At 60.0% G+C, this 15,367-nt stretch carries 17 protein-coding genes; 5 read left to right on the top strand and 12 right to left on the bottom strand.

Annotated elements, in window-relative coordinates; translation table 11 throughout:
* The first annotated feature begins 444 nt into the window (after window positions 1–444).
* The 5 genes from A9O65_RS16565 to A9O65_RS16545 all read left to right on the top strand — a co-directional run bounded on the left by A9O65_RS16565 (window position 445) and on the right by A9O65_RS16545 (window position 3,595).
* Window positions 445–918, top strand: a complete 474-nt coding sequence (locus A9O65_RS16565; RefSeq protein ID WP_064702737.1) for a hypothetical protein — start codon at window positions 445–447, stop codon at window positions 916–918.
* Window positions 919–1,037: 119 nt separating this feature from the next.
* Window positions 1,038–1,634: a hypothetical protein gene (locus tag A9O65_RS16560; RefSeq protein WP_064702736.1), complete on the top strand. Its 597-nt coding sequence runs from the start codon at window positions 1,038–1,040 to the stop codon at window positions 1,632–1,634.
* 2 nt (window positions 1,635–1,636) lie between these two features.
* On the top strand, window positions 1,637–1,843 hold the full coding sequence (locus A9O65_RS16555) for a hypothetical protein (protein ID WP_064702735.1): 207 nt from the start codon (window positions 1,637–1,639) through the stop codon (window positions 1,841–1,843).
* A gap of 327 nt (window positions 1,844–2,170) precedes the next feature.
* Window positions 2,171–2,530 carry a hypothetical protein gene (locus A9O65_RS16550; protein ID WP_064702734.1) on the top strand — a complete coding sequence of 120 codons (360 nt, stop codon included), beginning with the start codon at window positions 2,171–2,173 and terminating at the stop codon, window positions 2,528–2,530.
* A 123-nt stretch (window positions 2,531–2,653) separates the two neighbouring features.
* Window positions 2,654–3,595, top strand: coding sequence for an ArdC family protein (locus A9O65_RS16545; RefSeq protein WP_064702733.1), 942 nt, complete (start codon window positions 2,654–2,656; stop codon window positions 3,593–3,595).
* A gap of 123 nt (window positions 3,596–3,718) precedes the next feature.
* Here the strand turns inward: A9O65_RS16545 and A9O65_RS16540 are convergent, their stop codons facing one another.
* The 12 genes from A9O65_RS16540 to nhaB form a co-directional block, all read right to left on the bottom strand.
* Window positions 3,719–5,791: a HelD family protein gene (locus tag A9O65_RS16540; RefSeq protein ID WP_082920216.1), complete on the bottom strand. Its 2,073-nt coding sequence runs from the start codon at window positions 5,789–5,791 to the stop codon at window positions 3,719–3,721.
* A 10-nt stretch (window positions 5,792–5,801) separates the two neighbouring features.
* The gene (locus A9O65_RS16535; protein WP_064702732.1) at window positions 5,802–7,448 is read right to left on the bottom strand and encodes a peptide chain release factor 3; all 1,647 of its coding nucleotides are present in this window, start codon (window positions 7,446–7,448) and stop codon (window positions 5,802–5,804) included.
* Between the two features lie 62 nt (window positions 7,449–7,510).
* On the bottom strand, window positions 7,511–7,813 hold the full coding sequence (locus A9O65_RS16530; protein ID WP_064702731.1) for a hypothetical protein: 303 nt from the start codon (window positions 7,811–7,813) through the stop codon (window positions 7,511–7,513).
* A 6-nt stretch (window positions 7,814–7,819) separates the two neighbouring features.
* Window positions 7,820–8,044: a hypothetical protein gene (locus tag A9O65_RS16525; RefSeq protein ID WP_064702730.1), complete on the bottom strand. Its 225-nt coding sequence runs from the start codon at window positions 8,042–8,044 to the stop codon at window positions 7,820–7,822.
* A gap of 271 nt (window positions 8,045–8,315) precedes the next feature.
* Window positions 8,316–8,771, bottom strand: a complete 456-nt coding sequence (locus A9O65_RS16520) for a hypothetical protein (protein ID WP_064702729.1) — start codon at window positions 8,769–8,771, stop codon at window positions 8,316–8,318.
* A 64-nt stretch (window positions 8,772–8,835) separates the two neighbouring features.
* Window positions 8,836–9,177 (bottom strand): TraR/DksA family transcriptional regulator, encoded by a 342-nt coding sequence (locus A9O65_RS16515; protein WP_064702728.1) that lies wholly within the window; start codon window positions 9,175–9,177, stop codon window positions 8,836–8,838.
* Between the two features lie 165 nt (window positions 9,178–9,342).
* Window positions 9,343–9,810 carry an S-ribosylhomocysteine lyase gene (locus tag A9O65_RS16510; protein WP_064702727.1) on the bottom strand — a complete coding sequence of 156 codons (468 nt, stop codon included), beginning with the start codon at window positions 9,808–9,810 and terminating at the stop codon, window positions 9,343–9,345.
* 66 nt (window positions 9,811–9,876) lie between these two features.
* The gene (locus A9O65_RS16505; RefSeq protein WP_064702726.1) at window positions 9,877–10,224 is read right to left on the bottom strand and encodes a putative quinol monooxygenase; all 348 of its coding nucleotides are present in this window, start codon (window positions 10,222–10,224) and stop codon (window positions 9,877–9,879) included.
* Window positions 10,225–10,245: 21 nt separating this feature from the next.
* Complete coding sequence (gene metK, locus A9O65_RS16500) at window positions 10,246–11,466, bottom strand: methionine adenosyltransferase (protein ID WP_064702725.1); 1,221 nt, start codon at window positions 11,464–11,466, stop codon at window positions 10,246–10,248.
* Window positions 11,467–11,499: 33 nt separating this feature from the next.
* A complete protein-coding gene (gene cfa / locus A9O65_RS16495) occupies window positions 11,500–12,657 on the bottom strand; it encodes a cyclopropane fatty acyl phospholipid synthase (protein ID WP_254783128.1) in 1,158 nt (385 codons plus the stop codon).
* A gap of 202 nt (window positions 12,658–12,859) precedes the next feature.
* A complete protein-coding gene (locus A9O65_RS16490; RefSeq protein ID WP_064702723.1) occupies window positions 12,860–13,714 on the bottom strand; it encodes a universal stress protein in 855 nt (284 codons plus the stop codon).
* A 76-nt stretch (window positions 13,715–13,790) separates the two neighbouring features.
* Window positions 13,791–15,353 carry a sodium/proton antiporter NhaB gene (gene nhaB / locus A9O65_RS16485; RefSeq protein WP_082920215.1) on the bottom strand — a complete coding sequence of 521 codons (1,563 nt, stop codon included), beginning with the start codon at window positions 15,351–15,353 and terminating at the stop codon, window positions 13,791–13,793.
* Window positions 15,354–15,367: the final 14 nt, after the last annotated feature.

The following is a 15,367-nucleotide window of genomic DNA, read 5'->3' as shown; positions in this document are numbered from 1 at the left end:
ACATTAGATGATGACCCCCATACATCCAGTAGGCGGGTCCCAAATGAGTGATGCCGCTAAGTTTGCCATTGTCATGGCCCCATACGTCATTGGTTCTGCGCTGGTTTTGGGTGGTGGATTTTATGCAATCCACCGTGAAGAGAAGGGTCGCAGGACGTTGCGAAAGCGTTAACTGTCGATCCGACACCGCCTTGACACTCTTCTCTGCCTCACTAGCATGAGAGGGGCAAGCTCGCTGTTTTCGGACAGCCCGGTGTGTCTCACCGGCCCCAACGAGACGCCCTTACCCAAACTCGCCACGCCTCTCGCAAGCGAGTGCCGCTCCAGCGGTCGGAGGCACCCTACCAGCCAGGCCTCAACGGCCTTATTAACCCGCCATGGGAGACATCCTCCCATGACGGGCGCGGTGTATTCCCATGGCCCGTTTCACGATGGAGTTGAACCATGGGATACACGCACTATTTCACGCAGAAGCGTGCAGCTAGCGATGCCGAGTGGGCGGCCATCACGGCCGATTTCCGAAAACTCTATGAGGGTGGCCATTTGCCCTCAATACGGTTTGAGGATAACCATGCGGCCCACCCTGAAATCAGTAGCGACCTGATTCGCTTCAATGGCCCGGGTCATGATGGCCACGAGACGATGCTCTTGGCTATCGACGGCGAAGGCTTCGAGTTCTGCAAGACCGCTCAGAAGCCATATGACCTGGCGGTGGTGGCTTTGTTGATCCTCGCTCATTACCACGCCCCCGAGGTGTGGGACATCACGAGTGACGGGTACAAGGCGGACTGGCAGCCAGGCCTGGATATCATCCAACGCCAGTTGTATACGGATGCTTGTCTGCCACCGGCGATCATCCAAGATGATCCCTATGCGGAATGGCAGCCGGCGCTGGCGGTTGTCCGCGGCCAACACTAACGACGCACGACCCGCCATTTGACCACTGAGGTCAGTGGCGTCTTCATTGACTCACCCCCAGGGGAAGCGACCTTCCCCTGGGGAAGGTGTTTCCCCTTTTTTCATTCAGGAGAAGCACCATGAACACGAACTGTCTACAGGGCGTGATGTGCCCCCAGTGCGGACACACGACCGACTTTCATATCGTCATCGAGGCGTCCGTCCTCATGACGGACGAGGGCCATGACAACAACCCACATGACACGGAATGGAACGAGAACAGCGGGATAACCTGCCCCCGTTGCCGCTTCCAGGACATTGTCGACGAGTTCCGGCATCCCGGCTTCTTCGTGACCATCGAGACGGTCACGGAGGCATCGGCCGAAACGGGCGAGCATGCACGTTCCGGCTGGTGGGAGCCTGGCGGTTGGCTGCTCGAGGGGGCTGATAATAAGCCTCCGGAGCCTGCCTTCCTGTTCGATCCTGACGATGTGGATGACGACGATCACGAGGACCTCGATGAGGCGATCGTCGAATGGGCCATTGCCTTGCTCAAGCGCGAGGGGGCCATGCATCCCAACTGTGAACCGAGCGACGACGCGACATGGTGGGGCACCGAGGGCAACGAGGTGCTCGACTTCGCTACTGGCGAGACCATTCGCAAGTCGTTTCACTTTCATGGCTTCAGTATTCAGCTACGCCGTCAAGTGAATGCCTGCATGGCCAAGGAGGACTGACCATGCCGACACTTCACCTGACGGACAAGCAGTTCGGCGCCCTCAAGGTCCTCGTGGACCGGGGTGTCGAGGAGCTGGCCAGTTATCTCCAGGAGGGCGACCCTCGCATGGACGGGTACAGTGACGAGGAAGTCGCTGATCTTCGCCGTCTTGATGCGCATGATGCCAACGAGGTCCAGGCGTTGCTGGATGCCGTAGGCATGACATGACCTCTCTGGGATCCTCTCCATTCGCCCCATCATGCTGCATGGTGGGGCTTTTTACGGCCTGCTGGCTTGCGCTTGACAGCCATCGCCACCTCACTAGCATGAGAGGGGCAAGCTCGCTGTTTTCGGACAGCCCGGACGGTCTCACCGGCCCAACGAGACGCCCTTACCCAAGCTCGCCACGCCTCCCGCAAGCGAGCGCCGCTCTAGCGGTCGGAGGCTGCCTACCAAACCGGCCTGAATGGCCTTGAACCCGCCATGGGAGACACTCTCCCATGACGGGCGTGGTGTTTCTCATGGATCCCTTTCCGCATCCAGAGGAGTACCACCATGCATTCAGTCGATGTGACGCTGACGTCCCGGAAGCAAGGCTTCGGCGACCATGAAGTTCGTCTGTCCTCCCGCCTGTATCGGGACTGTGTCGCGATCAGCCCGATGCTGGCCGATCAGTGGGGGATTTACGAGCTCGATCGAGTCGACCACCTGCTCCAGGAAGCCGCCAAGGCGCTGTCAGCCTATCCCGTCGGTACGCGATCGGCGTGTTTCTCCCACTTCCGGCTACCACCGGAGATGGATGAGCAACTGCCGCTGGCCATCACCGTCGAGGCGTTCGTCATTGAACGCCGTGATGGGGATCCGTACCTGCTACTCGCCCAACGTGGCGAAGCGCACGTCGCCTACGCGGCGTAACTTGCTCCACGCCCAACGCCGTCGTCTCGACCGCGTTGGGCATTACTTTTTCCACCCAGCCGGGGAAGTCGCCTTCCCCGCCGGAGCTGTGCGCTTCCCCTTTTTGTTTCGAGGAGAAGCGACATGGCCGATATCTATCAAGCCGTGACCGACCGTATCGTGGCACAGCTGGAACAGGGCACCATCCCCTGGGTGAAGCCCTGGAACAGTTCAGGCAAACCGGAACCGGCCCTGACGCCCCGCAATGCGGTTACCGGCCGCCCCTACAACGGCATCAACGTCGTGCTGTTGTGGTCGGCCGCGGCGGAAAACGGCTATACGCAGGACCGCTGGCTCACCTTCAAGCAAGCCAAGGAGGCCGGCGGCAGCGTCAAGAAAGGCGAGACGTCGACACTCGCCTGCTTCTACAAGCCGATGAAGAAGCCCAAGCTCGATGACGACGGCAACCAGGAGCTGGACGAGGAGGGCAATCCCAAGGAGGAGCGCTTCGCTATCCTTCGTGGCTTTAACCTCTTCAACATCGACCAGTGTGAAGGGTTGCCGGACGAGATCACTGAGCCGGGGTCTTCCTCTGAGGTGGCCTTCTCGCCTCATGACGAGGCGGAGCATGTGATGGCGTCCAGTGGCGTGGCGATCGAGCATGTCGAAGGCAACAAGGCCTTCTACACGCCGGCGCTGGACCGGATTCGGCTACCAGCACGCCACCAGTTCGACCTGGCCGAGCGCTACTACAGCACGGCCCTGCACGAACTGGTGCATTCCACCGGCCACCAAAAGCGACTGGCTCGAGAGGGCATTGTCGCCTTTGATGGCTTTGGATCGCCGTCCTACGCGCGAGAGGAGCTGGTCGCGGAGCTGGGCATGGCCTATCTCTGCGGGCAACTCGGCATCGCCGGCGAGCTGCAGGACGCCAGTTACATCGCGAACTGGATCGCCGCGCTGCGCGAGGACAAGCGAGCCATCTTCAACGCCTCGGGCCATGCCCGAGAGGCGGCCGAGTTCCTCCTGGAGCGGGCGGAAGCTACTCCCCGACAGGAGGCCTCACCCGGCCGACAATGTGCGTAACGACAAGGCCTGGGGGATTCCCCAGGCCTTTTCATTGCATCGCCAGAGATCGTAAGCAGGTTTCCCCAACCACAGGGTTAGATAAAGGTCATAGGAAGCTTGAGTAAAGGGTATCCAGCCTCCTCAGTCCCCAACCAAGAATGGTGTGGGTGAACCGGTATGTGTCAGGACCAGTCGGTGCATGGCGCGGGTGCAAGCCACGTAAAGCAGGTTGCGGTCCATCTCGGTGGCATAGTGTCGTACCGTAGCGTCCGGCACGATGACGCGGTCGAACTCCAACCCCTTGGCCATATGGGCGGTGCAGACGATGATCCCTCGCCCGAAGGCGTGGCTATGCTCACCGAGCAACTGCAGCCGATCGAATTGGCCATCCAGGGCCTCGAAGACTTTCTTGGCCTGCTTTTGTGTCTTGCAGAGGATCCCCAGGGTGTTGTGCTCTCCTCCCTGGAGAAAGTCTCGGGCCATAGCGTCAATGGCCGCCATCTCTTCCTTACGGGTACGGCAACGGATGACGTCAGGCTCTTGACCGTGCCGTTCGATAGGTTCGAGATCCGGGTTGGGCGATATCCGCTGGGCGAAGCGAGTAATCTGCAGACTGGATCGATAGCTCTTGTTGAGGGTGACGCAGCGGGACTGGCGCATTACCCGCCGAATTTCATCAGCCTTCGAGGCACTGTAAGGATTCACCGACTGGAAGGCATCGCCGAGGATGGTCTTCTTGCAACTGAACAGGCGGCCGATCACGGCATATTGCACCGGGGTATAGTCCTGCATTTCATCGATCAATAGATGCTTGACGTTTCGCCAGCTGGATCGAATGCCCTCAAGGCGCATCTTCAGGTAAATCAAGGGAAAGACATCAGCGTATTCGAGCCGGCCCCGGGAAGCCGGCTTGAACAGTTCGGGTAGTTCCAGCCAGTCGTAGAAGCCCTTGTACGTCTCGCGCAGAGTGGATTGGCGCAGCATATTCTTGATGGCTTCCTTGAGTTGCTTGCGCTCCTCGGGCTCCAGATCATAGTGGTACTGGTTGCCGATCTTTTTCTCGATCTCCCAACTGACCTGCTTCAGGCGCTCGTTGGTGGGCAGGTGGCGGTGCTTGCGAAACACCTCCTCCAGCAGCCAGGCGGGCACCAGGCGCCGGGCGATCCATAGATCCTCGGCCGAGAAACGGTTTGCCTCGATATGGCCGGCATACCGATCCAGGTCGTCGAGGAATTCCGGTGAGGCCTTGTAGCGCAGGCGCGCTTTCATCGTCTCGTCATTCTTCTCCAGCAGGGTCGTCGTCTGCTCGAAGAAGGTCTCGAAGCGGTATTGGCCATCCAGCAGCTCGTCGGCCAAGTCCTCCATGCCGATCTGGTTGACCGTCTCCTCGCCCAGTTCGGGCAGCACATTGCCGATGTAATCGGAGAAGACCCGGTTGGGCGAGATGATCAGGATATCCTCGGAGCTCAGGTTGTCCTTGAAGCGGTAGAGTAGATAGGCGATGCGATGCAGAGCGATGGAGGTCTTGCCGGAACCTGCCACCCCCTGGATGATCAACGCCTGCGCCTCATCGTTACGGATGATGGCATTTTGATCGCGTTGGATGGTGGCCACGATGTTCTTCATGCCTTCATCACTGGCACGGCTCAACTCCTCCTGGAGGACGTCATCGACCACATGCACGTCGCTGTCGATCATCAGCTCGATCTCGTCCCCCTTGATGCGAAATTGTCGCTTCAGGGTGATTTCGCCGGCAACGTGCCCTTCCGGGCTCTCGTAGGAGGCCGGACCGGTCTCGACCTCGTAGAACATCGAGGCGATAGGCGCCCGCCAGTCATGCACTCGGCTTTCGCCGGCCAGGTCGTCATGGAAATGGTGGATGCCGATGTAGATCGGTTTCACGCTGCCCTGTTGGACGAAGTCGAAACGTCCGAAATAGGGAGACTGCTGTAGTTTCTCGAGTTTTTTGCGACGTGAAAGGGCATTGTCGCCTGTCATCACCGCCTGCTGGATGGATTCTCTTGCCGAGATCTTCTCGATATGATCCATCTCGTCCCGGCTTGACCACAGATATTCCTTCTGTGCCTGAATATCCTCGGAATATGCCTCGAGCCGGCGGTCCAGTTCGGCTAGGTTGGTGTCGATACGAGTGTGAATGTCATCGAGGTGTCGACGCTCGGCCTGGCGCGCGTCCATATCGTTGCTGTTTTCCATGTCGCTACGTTCACAGAGGAATTCGGGAGGAAGCGGAACTATTCGGGGCGGCGCCGACTTCACGAGTGCTGTCGAAGTCGATGTCGGGCCACTTTTCAAGGGTCAAGTCGAGCACGGAACGGTTGGGAGCCATGAAGGCCAGGGCACCCGCGGCGTCCCGGGCGAGACGGTTGGCATTGGCTTGCATGAAGCGTTTCATGGTGACGAGGTCATCACAGTGTACCCAAAGCGCCGTATGGATCGGTGCGTTATCGAAGCCGACGTCGATATGGTATTCGGTCAGCAGTCGATGAGCCACGGTCTCGAATTGCAGTTGCCCGACGGCGCCGAGGATCATGCCGGTTTTCTCCAGGGGCTCGAACACCTGGATGGTGCCTTCCTCCCCGAGCTCCTTGAGGGCCTTGTTGAGCTGCTTGGCGCGTAACGGGTCATTCAGTCGGGTTGTCTTGAAGATTTCCGGCGAGAAATGGGGGATGCCAACCAGTTCAAGCATCTCGCCCTGGGTGATGACATCGCCGATCCGTAGCCGACCATGGTTGGGGATGCCGATGATGTCGCCCGCATAGGCCGTGGACAGCTGACCTCGCTCCTGGGCCATGAAATTGATGGCATGGTCGAGCTTGATCGGCTTGTCACTCCTGACGTGCTTGGCCTTGAGGCCCGCGCGGTATTCACCGGAACAGATCCTGAGGAAGGCGATACGATCCCGGTGCTGAGGATTCATGTTGGCCTGGATCTTGAAAACGATACCGGAAAACTGTGCTTCGTCCGGCATCACCTCGCGCTGTCGCGCCATGCGGGGGCGGGGCTCCGGGGCCCAGGAAACCAGTGCCTGGAGGATGTCCTGGACCCCGAAGTTGTTGATGGCCGAACCGAAGAAGACGGGGGAAAGTTCGCCTTTGAGAAAGGCGTCGTGATCGAAGGTTGCCGCCGCCTCACGGACGATCTCGACTTCTTCCTTGAAGGTCGCATGGGCGATGGGAAAGTTGTCTACAAGGTAAGGATGATCTTCCCCATCCAGCACTTCCTGATCACTCTCGGGCCTGTCTTCTCCCGGAGTGAACTTGAGCATCCGGTTATTGCCGAGGTCGAAGACGCCGGCGAATTCCTTGCCCATGCCGACGGGCCAGGTGATCGGGGCGCAGGGTAGCCCCAGGATGTCCTCGATCTCGTCGATCAACTCCAGCGAGTCCCTGACTTCTCGATCCATCTTGTTGATGAAGGTGATGACCGGCGTCTTGCGGAGTCGGCACACTTCCAGCAACTTGATGGTTTGGGCTTCGACCCCCTTGGCGGCATCGATCACCATCAGGGCAGCATCGACCGCCGTGAGTACCCGATAGGTATCCTCCGAGAAGTCCTGATGGCCGGGCGTATCGAGGAGATTGATCACGCAACCCTGATGTTCGAACTGCATGACGGAACTGGCAACCGAGATGCCTCGTTGTTTCTCGACCTCCATCCAGTCAGAGGTGGCGAATTGCTGACTCTTCTTGGCCTTGACAGTGCCCGCCGAGCGAATGGCACCACCATACATCAACAGCTTTTCCGTCAAGGTCGTCTTGCCGGCATCAGGATGCGAAATGATGGCGAACGTGCGCCGCTTCTTCACCTCCTGTTGCAGTGATTCGCTGGCGTGTGTTCTGGAGATTGACATGCTTTACTCTGTAGAGTGAGGGGTTTTGGTATTCCGAGTGGTGGTGGAAGCAGGTATCTCGCCTAATCCTCATCGCGCGCCGTGATGGCCCCACCTACACTCGATGGAGCGTGTGGCCGCCAGTAAATCGAGGTGATTGCCGGTCCCGAGCCAACTAGCAAGGCGGCATCAATGGGGTTCAGGGCTTCATCGACCTCCAGTTGCAAGCTATTCAACTGCTTGTGGCCGGCAATCTGCTGCCCCATGAAACAAAGGTCGTAATCGATATGCTCTGACTCACGGGGGCGCCGACGTCGAATACTGATAAACCCCTGAGCCAGTAGCCGCCGGATACGACGCAAGTCCTCTTCACGGTACTGGGCCATACGCTGTCAGCCTTCCTGATAACGCCAGGCCTTGACGCCCCTCACGAGAGCGCGATTGGTACTGTTCAGGAAACGTCCTCGCACACAGCAGGCGGAGGCAACCCCGGCACCATGGATATCTTGATAAACCACCAACAGGGTGGCGCAACAATCGAGTGGCAGATGATCATGAACGCTGATCCAGCCATCATCGCTGGAAAGCTCGCCCACGTTGGGCATGAAGGCGTGCATCGTGATCCCCTTCTACATGCTCTGTAACCCCGCCTAGCACAGGATTCAGGCATTGATAAAAGCCGACGTGACAACGCATGTCGGACACGAAGGTCGAGTCAGGGGATAGCCGCCCTAGGGTGGACTGGGAAAGGTGTCGGTGAGTAACTGAACCATCGGAGTGCATCTCCAGCAGTTACCAGCGACCTCGGGAAGGTATCTGGATAGGGAATTGAGGCTATACGGTAACAAGAGGGGTCACACGGCTGCAAGGTCAGGCCTGACCGTCGCCCTACCCCTTTGTCAACAAGCCGGTGTATAGGGCAGCTTCACGCTCGGTATGGGCCAGGAGTCGAATGTGGCGTACATGATTGAGCGCTTGGCACTGCGCCAGAATGGTGCGGTGCAAGTCTTCCACATGGTCTTCTTTCAGGGGAGCCAGTCCCGCTTGTTCGGGAAGAGGCAAGGATAGTGACGTGACTTCATGGCTATCCGCGACCCGGATGGCGAAGCGATAGCCTTGTAACACCGCCCGCCATTCGCTCCAGGTACTAGTGGCTTGCGGCAGCATGAATTTTATCGTCCGGGAAGATGTGTCACTGTCTGACCATGTCATCCAGGCCTGTCCGACAGCGGCATTGCCCAGGTCGCGGCGTTGCTTGTCCGTGGCGGGCATCACGAACGCATCGGGAGCCGCTTGCCGTGCGTCCTGCGGGTGCTGGATCGCGAAGGTTACATCGTGTGGCATAGAACTCGGTATCTCTCCTTGGGCAATGGGTCAGCTGCGTTTCAATGGGCGTCCAGGCAGGGGCTTACTCTGCACAATCGATGCATTTCAGTACGGTCGGATCCCATTCCAACCGTTGGGCCGAGATCCACTCGCCGCATTCTAGGCATTCACCGAATTCGTTTCGGTCGAGGCGGGCCAGGGCAGAGTCGATCCGGAGCATCGTTTGCCGTCTTCGTCCTTCCTCCGCCTTCGCCATGGCCTGGTTCTGAAGGGCGTCCATCCGCGACAATCGACCGACGGCCGTCTGATCGAGCTCGACCGTAGCGCGGGCGTCGGTACTTTCGATGCTTTGCTCAACCAGGGCGGCACGTTGATCCTCGAGTCGCTTGCGGATTCGCTTGGCATCAATATCGGGGTGGTTCATATCGGGTCACCTCCATTATGCAAGACCGTGCCTGTGACTAGCATTGTCCTGGCAACGCGGTCGATCAGCCTCGTGGAGGCCGGGAAACGGCGAACGGCAGGCCGGGCCACGATAACCGCTTTGCCAAGAGCTGTGTAGTCGTGCAAAAGACGCCTGCACTATCTCTCAGGCGAAAACGTGGCTCCATTCGTCACGCTTGGCGAGAAAGCCGCGGGCCAGTTCCTTGGCGCCCTCAAGACTGTGGCTGGCGGCCCAGCCGCACTGCATCTCGTTGCACGCTGGTACTTCGGTGGCCTCCAGCACGTCCTGCAAAGTGCCCTCGAGGAGGTCAAGAACACCTTCGTAATCATCGTGGTTGATCATGGCCACATAGAAACCGGTCTGACAGCCCATGGGGCTGATGTCGACCACTCTGTCGGAGTGGTTGCGCGACAGCTCGGCCATCAAGTGCTCGAGTGAATGCAGCGCGGGCATTGCCATGTGATCCCGGTTGGGCTGGCTGATGCGCATGTCATATTTATGGATGGTATCGCCATGCTCGCCGGTCTTGATATCGGCCAGCCGCACATAGGGCGCCTTCACCAACGTATGGTCCAGGTTGAAGCTCTCGACGTTCATCTTCTGTTCGGTCACCGGTATTTCTCCTCTGGAAAGTGCATGCAGGCCCCGAATCGGGACCCGATTTCATGCATCAAGGTATCAGCCTTGCGGGGCGTCGTAGTCGTGGGGCTCGTCGGTATAGACGCAGACGTTGGCGTGTTCCACGTCGCCGTCGTCGGCCTCGACATGAGTGGCAAAGAAGGCCTTGATCTCTTGACGGTTGCAGTGTGCCTCGAAGGCTTCGCGGCTGGACCAGATCTCGTGGAACACAATGGGGTAGCTTGTCCCTTGGGCGTTGGGATGGTCGATGTGGCGTGTCACCGTGTATTGGAGGCAGCCGTCCTCGCGGTGGGCATTGGGCTCGAGCGCCTGCAAGGCCTGAAAGACCTGCTCCTCGCAGCCGGGCTTGGGCTTGAAGTTGGCAATGCAGTAGATCTTCTGTGACATTTCGTTTCTCCGTATCGTGAATTACAGGCCAGCGGCATCCCGCAGGACATCCACCCGGTCGAGCTTCTCCCAGGGGAAGGCGGTGAAGGTCTCGACATGTTCCTCGCCCTGGGTGTCGGTCCAGGTATAACGATGCTCGAAGGGTTCGCGACCGAAGTGGCCATAGGCTGCCGTCAGCTGGTACATCGGGTGCTGCAGGTCGAGCATGCGGGTGATGGCGTTGGGGCGCAGGTCGAAGTGCTCGCGCACCAGCTCGACGATGCGCTCATCGCTGATCCGTCCGGTGCCGAAGGTGTTGATCGACACTGAGGTCGGCTCGGCCACGCCGATGGCATAGGAGATCTGGATCTCGCAGCGCTCGGCCAGGCCGGCGGCAACCAGGTTCTTGGCCACGTAACGACCGGCGTAGGCGGCGCTGCGGTCGACCTTGGAGGGATCCTTGCCGGAGAAGGCCCCGCCGCCATGGCGTGCCATGCCACCGTAGGTATCGACGATGATCTTGCGGCCGGTCAGCCCGCAATCGCCCACCGGGCCGCCGATGACGAACTTGCCGGTGGGGTTGATGTGATATTTGGTGGTCTCGGTCAGCCATTCGGCCGGAATCACCTGCTCGATGATCTCGCGACGCACCATCTCGCGCAGCTCGTCCGGCTCGATGTCCGGGTCGTGCTGGGTGGACAGCACCACGGCATCCACGGCGCAGGGCTTGCCGTGCTCGTCGTAGCGGAAGGTCACCTGGCTCTTGGCATCGGGGCGCAACCACGGCAGCAGGCCCTGGCGACGCAGCTCCGACTGGCGCTCCACCAGACGATGCGAGTAGTGGATCGGCGCCGGCATGTAGGAGTCGGTCTCCTCGGTGGCGTAACCGAACATCAGCCCCTGGTCGCCGGCGCCCTGGTCCTCGGGCTTGGCCCGGTCGACGCCCTGGGCGATATCCACGCTCTGCTTTCCGATCAGGTTGAGGACACCGCAGGTCTCGCCGTCGAAGCCCACGTCCGAGGAGGTATAGCCGATATCCAGGATCACCCGGCGCACCAGGTCTTCCAGATCGACCCAGGCGGAGGTGGTGATTTCACCGGCCACGATGGCCACGCCGGTCTTGACCATGGTCTCGCACGCCACCCGCGCGTTCTTGTCGCGAGCGATGATGGCATCGAGCACCGCATCGGAAATCTGGTCGGCGATCTTGTCCGGATGCCCTTCGGACACGGATTCGGAGGTGAACAGGGAGTATTCGCTCATTGAATCTTCCAGTCGATGAATGGAAAGGCGGCGTCAGCTGACCCGATGGTAGCCACCGAGAACGCCCTGCTTGCTAAGTACGAACTGCCACAGCTGGATGTCCCGGGCACGGAAGGCTCCGGCGCAGCTTTGCAGGTAGTAGCGCCACATGCGATAGAAACGCTCGCCGTAGGTGTCGGCGAAACGGTGCCAGTTGGCCTCGAAGTTGGCATGCCAGGCCATGAGGGTCTTGTCGTAGTCGGCGCCGAAGTTGTGCAGGTCTTCGACCACGAAAAGCTCCTCGGCAGCATCGGTGATGTGCCCCAGGGCCGGCAGTTCGCCGTTGGGAAAGATGTACTTGTCGATCCAGGGGTCCGGCGAAGTATCGCGCATGTTCTTGCCGATGGTGTGCAGCAGGAAGAGGCCGTCGTCCTTGAGGCAGCGCTCGGCGACTTCCATGTACTCGCGATAATTCTTGCGCCCCACGTGCTCGAACATGCCGATACTGACGATACGATCGAACTGCTCGGTCTCGTCGCGGTAGTCCTTGAGGCGGAACTCCACCGGCAGCCCCTGTTTCATCAGTTGCTTGCCGTATTCGGTCTGTTCCCGGGAAATCGTCAGACCAACACATTCCACACCATAGTGCTCGGCAGCATAGGCCATGAAACTGCCCCAGCCGCAGCCGATGTCGAGCACCCGCATGCCGGGTTCCAATTCGAGCTTGCGGCAGATGAGATCCAGCTTGGCTTCCTGGGCTTCATCCAGATTGGTGGCGTTCTTCCAGTAACCGCAGGTATAGGTCATGCGCTTGTCGAGCATGGCGGCGTAGAAGTCGTTGCCCAGGTCGTAGTGAGCCTCGCCGACCTCGAAGGCACGCTTGGCGGTCTGGAGGTTGAGCATCCGCGTACGCAGGTGATGGAAGACCAGCTTACGAGGATTGATTTGGTCGGGCAGGCGGGCGCGCAGCAGGTGATGGAAAAATTCGTCGAGACGCTTGGCGTCCCAGGCGCCGTTCATGTAGCTCTCGCCAAGGCCGAGATTGCCGCGTGCCAGCGCCTCGTCGATGACGCCATGGGCGTTAAAGCGGATATCCCAGGGGCGATCGCCGTTGATGCGGATATCCGCTTTCTCCAGTAGTTCGGCGACGAACCGATGCGAAGAAGACGATTCATCGAAGAAAGCGGAATGCGCGAAGGTCGTGCTTTTCAATGCGTGGTTCCTTGTCATGCCCTTGCGGAGAAGGAAGCGTTATCGGGACCTCTTGTGGTAGTGGATGAACATCGTGGTCGCTTAGGGTGGAGCAAAGATCATGAAATAAATTCCTCTTCGAGGCGTACCTTTTCGATGTAAAAAAAACCGGCACTCACCAAGTGAAAGTGTACCCCGAACGATGGGCCGGTTTCGGAAAACGTTAGCGCAGCAGCAGAACCGGAATATCGGCCTTGCGCAGCATTTCGGTGGTGGTGCTGCCCACCAGCAGCTGGCGGATCCGTGAGTGGCCGTAAGCGCCCATCACCAGCAGATCGATGTCCTGTTCCTCCTGGTAGGCATGCAGGGTCGGCTCGACATCGCCGGCTCGAATATCACCTTCCGCCTCATGGCCGGCGTCGCGCAGCGTCTTCAGGGCCCAGTCGAGCTGCGAGCGGTTGTCGCCGGTCTCGGCGCCGACAATCACCACATGCACCGGGATGCCCTGGAACAGCGGGCTCTTCGCCAACATTTCCACGCCCTTACGGGTCGTCTTGCTGCCGTCGAAGGCGATCATCACCCGTTCGGGGCGCTTGAAGGCATCCGGTACCATCAGGATCGGCCGATGAAGGCCGCGCACCACCCGCTCCAGGCTGGAGCCCAGGTGACCGCTGTCCTGCTGGTGACCTTCGCCGCGCTTGCCCATCACCAGCAGGCGGATCTCGTCCGCCAGTTCCTCCAGGGTCTCGACGAGGGTGCCATTTCGCTGGCGACTGGCGGGCTCCGCGACGCCATCCTCGACGGCGCGTTCCTTGGCAGCTTGGAGCATCAACCGCCCCTGTTCCTGGGCGACCTTGGCGCGCTGCTCGTCCAACTCCGAGAGCTCCTCGAGTAAATGTTCCCGAGCACCCAACCCGATGTTGCCGGAAAGATCCGCCTCGGCGGTCTGGGGGTGGTTGTCCACCACATGCAGGAAGGTCAGCGGCGCCCCCAGCGCCTGGCTGGACCAGGCAGCGTAGTCGCAGACGCTTTCGGAAAACTGCGAGCCGTCGATGGCGGCCAGTACGTGATCGGTCATAGGGTTTCCTTGTCTGACGAATGATGCCGCGTGCCGACAGTATTGAATTTGGCGGCACGGGGCTCGCATTTATGGCTTAGCCTGCCCAATGGGTAACGCCCCAGAAGCCGACCAGCGACAGTACCACCGCATAGGGAAAAGCCATCACCACCATCCGCCCATAGGAGAGGCGCAGCAGCGGCGCGATCGCCGAGGTGAGCAGGAACAGGAAGGCGGCCTGACCGTTGGGCGTGGCTACGCTGGGCAGGTTAGTGCCGGCATTGACGGCAATGGCCAGCAAACGGAACTGCTCAGCGCCGATATCGCCCCTGAGCAGCGCCGCCTTGATCTCGCCGATATAGACGGTGGCGACGAAGACGTTGTCGGAGATCGCCGAGAGCAGCCCATTGGCGATGAACAGCAATCCCGCCTGCCCCTCGGCCGGTCGGGCCAGCACCATCTCGATGAAGGGCTGGAAGAGGTGCTGGCTATGGATCACCGACACCACGGTAAAGAACACCACCAGCAGGGCGGTGAACGGCAGGGCCTCCTGGAAGGCCTTGCCGATCTGGTGCTCATCGCTGACGCCGTTGGTGCTGGTCAACAGCACGATCACCGCCAGCCCGATCAGCCCTACCTCGGCCAGGTGAAGCGCCAGGGCCGCGATCAGGAAGACGGCAACCAGAGCCTGGCCGATCAGGGCGGCGCGTTCGCGATTCGTCCGCTTCACGGCCTTGTGATGATCATAGTCCTTGAGGATCTTGCGGATCGTCTTCGGCATGGCGGTGCCATAGCCGAACCATTGCAGCTTCTCGAGCAGCACGCAGGTCGCCAGGCCCGCCACCAGAACGGGCAGGCTGACCGGCAGCATGTTGAGGTAGAACTCGATAAAGCCCCAGTCCGCCTCCTTGGCGATCAGCAGGTTCTGGGGTTCGCCGACCATGGTAGCGACCCCGCCCAGGGCGGTGCCGACGACACCATGCATCAACAGCGAGCGCAGGAAAGCGCGGAAGTCTTCCAGCTCCACGCGCAACTCGGCGCGCACCGGGGCATCGTCGTGATGGTCATGGTGATGGTCGTAGCTCTTGCCCGAGGCGACCTTGTGGTAGACGGAATAGAAGCCCACGGCAATGGCGATGATCACCGCGGTGACCGTCAGGGCATCCAGGAAAGCACTGAGCACCGCCGCCATGGCGGAGAACAGCAGCGATAGCAGGTACTTCGAACGCACATGGATCAGCAACTTGGTGAAGGTGAAGAGCAGCAGGTTCTTCATGAAGTAGATGCCCGCAACCATGAACATCAGCAGCAGGATCACCTCAAGGTTGTGCTCCACCTCGCCCATGACCGCCTCGGCCGAGGTCAGCCCCAGTAGTACGGCCTGCAGGGCCAGCAGCCCCCCGGGCAGCAGCGGATAGCACTTTAGGGCCATGGCCAGAGTGAAGATGAACTCGCCCAGCAGCAGCCAGCCCAGTTGGGTGCCAGCATCCTCCAGGGTCCAGTAACAAAGCGCATTGAAGACGAGGAAAGCGAGGATAACGATCTTGTACCAGATCGGCGAGTTGCCCAGGAAGTTGCGGAAAGCCCCGCCCAGCAACAGACGGGGAGAACAAGGACGGGGAGTAACGGGGGGAGCGAAGGTCGCTTGGTCGTGGGGCATGGGGATCAACGTTG

It is taken from the genome of Halomonas caseinilytica (assembly GCF_001662305.1).
In the GTDB taxonomy this organism is placed as follows: Bacteria; Pseudomonadota; Gammaproteobacteria; order Pseudomonadales; family Halomonadaceae; genus Halomonas; species Halomonas caseinilytica.
The sequence above is the reverse complement of the archived record's forward strand: the minus strand, read 5'-3'. Positions and strand labels throughout refer to the sequence as shown.

Bases quoted from the DNA above. Each gene is read 5' to 3' on its own strand.
- A9O65_RS16545 (WP_064702733.1), top strand. From the start codon at position 2,654: ATGGCCGATATCTATCAAGCCGTGACCGACCGTATCGTGGCACAGCTG.
- A9O65_RS16565 (WP_064702737.1), top strand. From the start codon at position 445: ATGGGATACACGCACTATTTCACGCAGAAGCGTGCAGCTAGCGATGCC.
- A9O65_RS16550 (WP_064702734.1), top strand. From the start codon at position 2,171: ATGCATTCAGTCGATGTGACGCTGACGTCCCGGAAGCAAGGCTTCGGC.
- A9O65_RS16505 (WP_064702726.1), bottom strand. From the start codon at position 10,224: ATGTCACAGAAGATCTACTGCATTGCCAACTTCAAGCCCAAGCCCGGC.
- metK (WP_064702725.1), bottom strand. From the start codon at position 11,466: ATGAGCGAATACTCCCTGTTCACCTCCGAATCCGTGTCCGAAGGGCAT.
- A9O65_RS16555 (WP_064702735.1), top strand. From the start codon at position 1,637: ATGCCGACACTTCACCTGACGGACAAGCAGTTCGGCGCCCTCAAGGTC.
- A9O65_RS16530 (WP_064702731.1), bottom strand. From the start codon at position 7,813: ATGGCCCAGTACCGTGAAGAGGACTTGCGTCGTATCCGGCGGCTACTG.
- A9O65_RS16525 (WP_064702730.1), bottom strand. From the start codon at position 8,044: ATGCACGCCTTCATGCCCAACGTGGGCGAGCTTTCCAGCGATGATGGC.
- A9O65_RS16490 (WP_064702723.1), bottom strand. From the start codon at position 13,714: ATGACCGATCACGTACTGGCCGCCATCGACGGCTCGCAGTTTTCCGAA.
- A9O65_RS16540 (WP_082920216.1), bottom strand. From the start codon at position 5,791: ATGGAAAACAGCAACGATATGGACGCGCGCCAGGCCGAGCGTCGACAC.
- A9O65_RS16520 (WP_064702729.1), bottom strand. From the start codon at position 8,771: ATGCCACACGATGTAACCTTCGCGATCCAGCACCCGCAGGACGCACGG.
- nhaB (WP_082920215.1), bottom strand. From the start codon at position 15,353: ATGCCCCACGACCAAGCGACCTTCGCTCCCCCCGTTACTCCCCGTCCT.
- A9O65_RS16560 (WP_064702736.1), top strand. From the start codon at position 1,038: ATGAACACGAACTGTCTACAGGGCGTGATGTGCCCCCAGTGCGGACAC.
- A9O65_RS16515 (WP_064702728.1), bottom strand. From the start codon at position 9,177: ATGAACCACCCCGATATTGATGCCAAGCGAATCCGCAAGCGACTCGAG.
- A9O65_RS16535 (WP_064702732.1), bottom strand. From the start codon at position 7,448: ATGTCAATCTCCAGAACACACGCCAGCGAATCACTGCAACAGGAGGTG.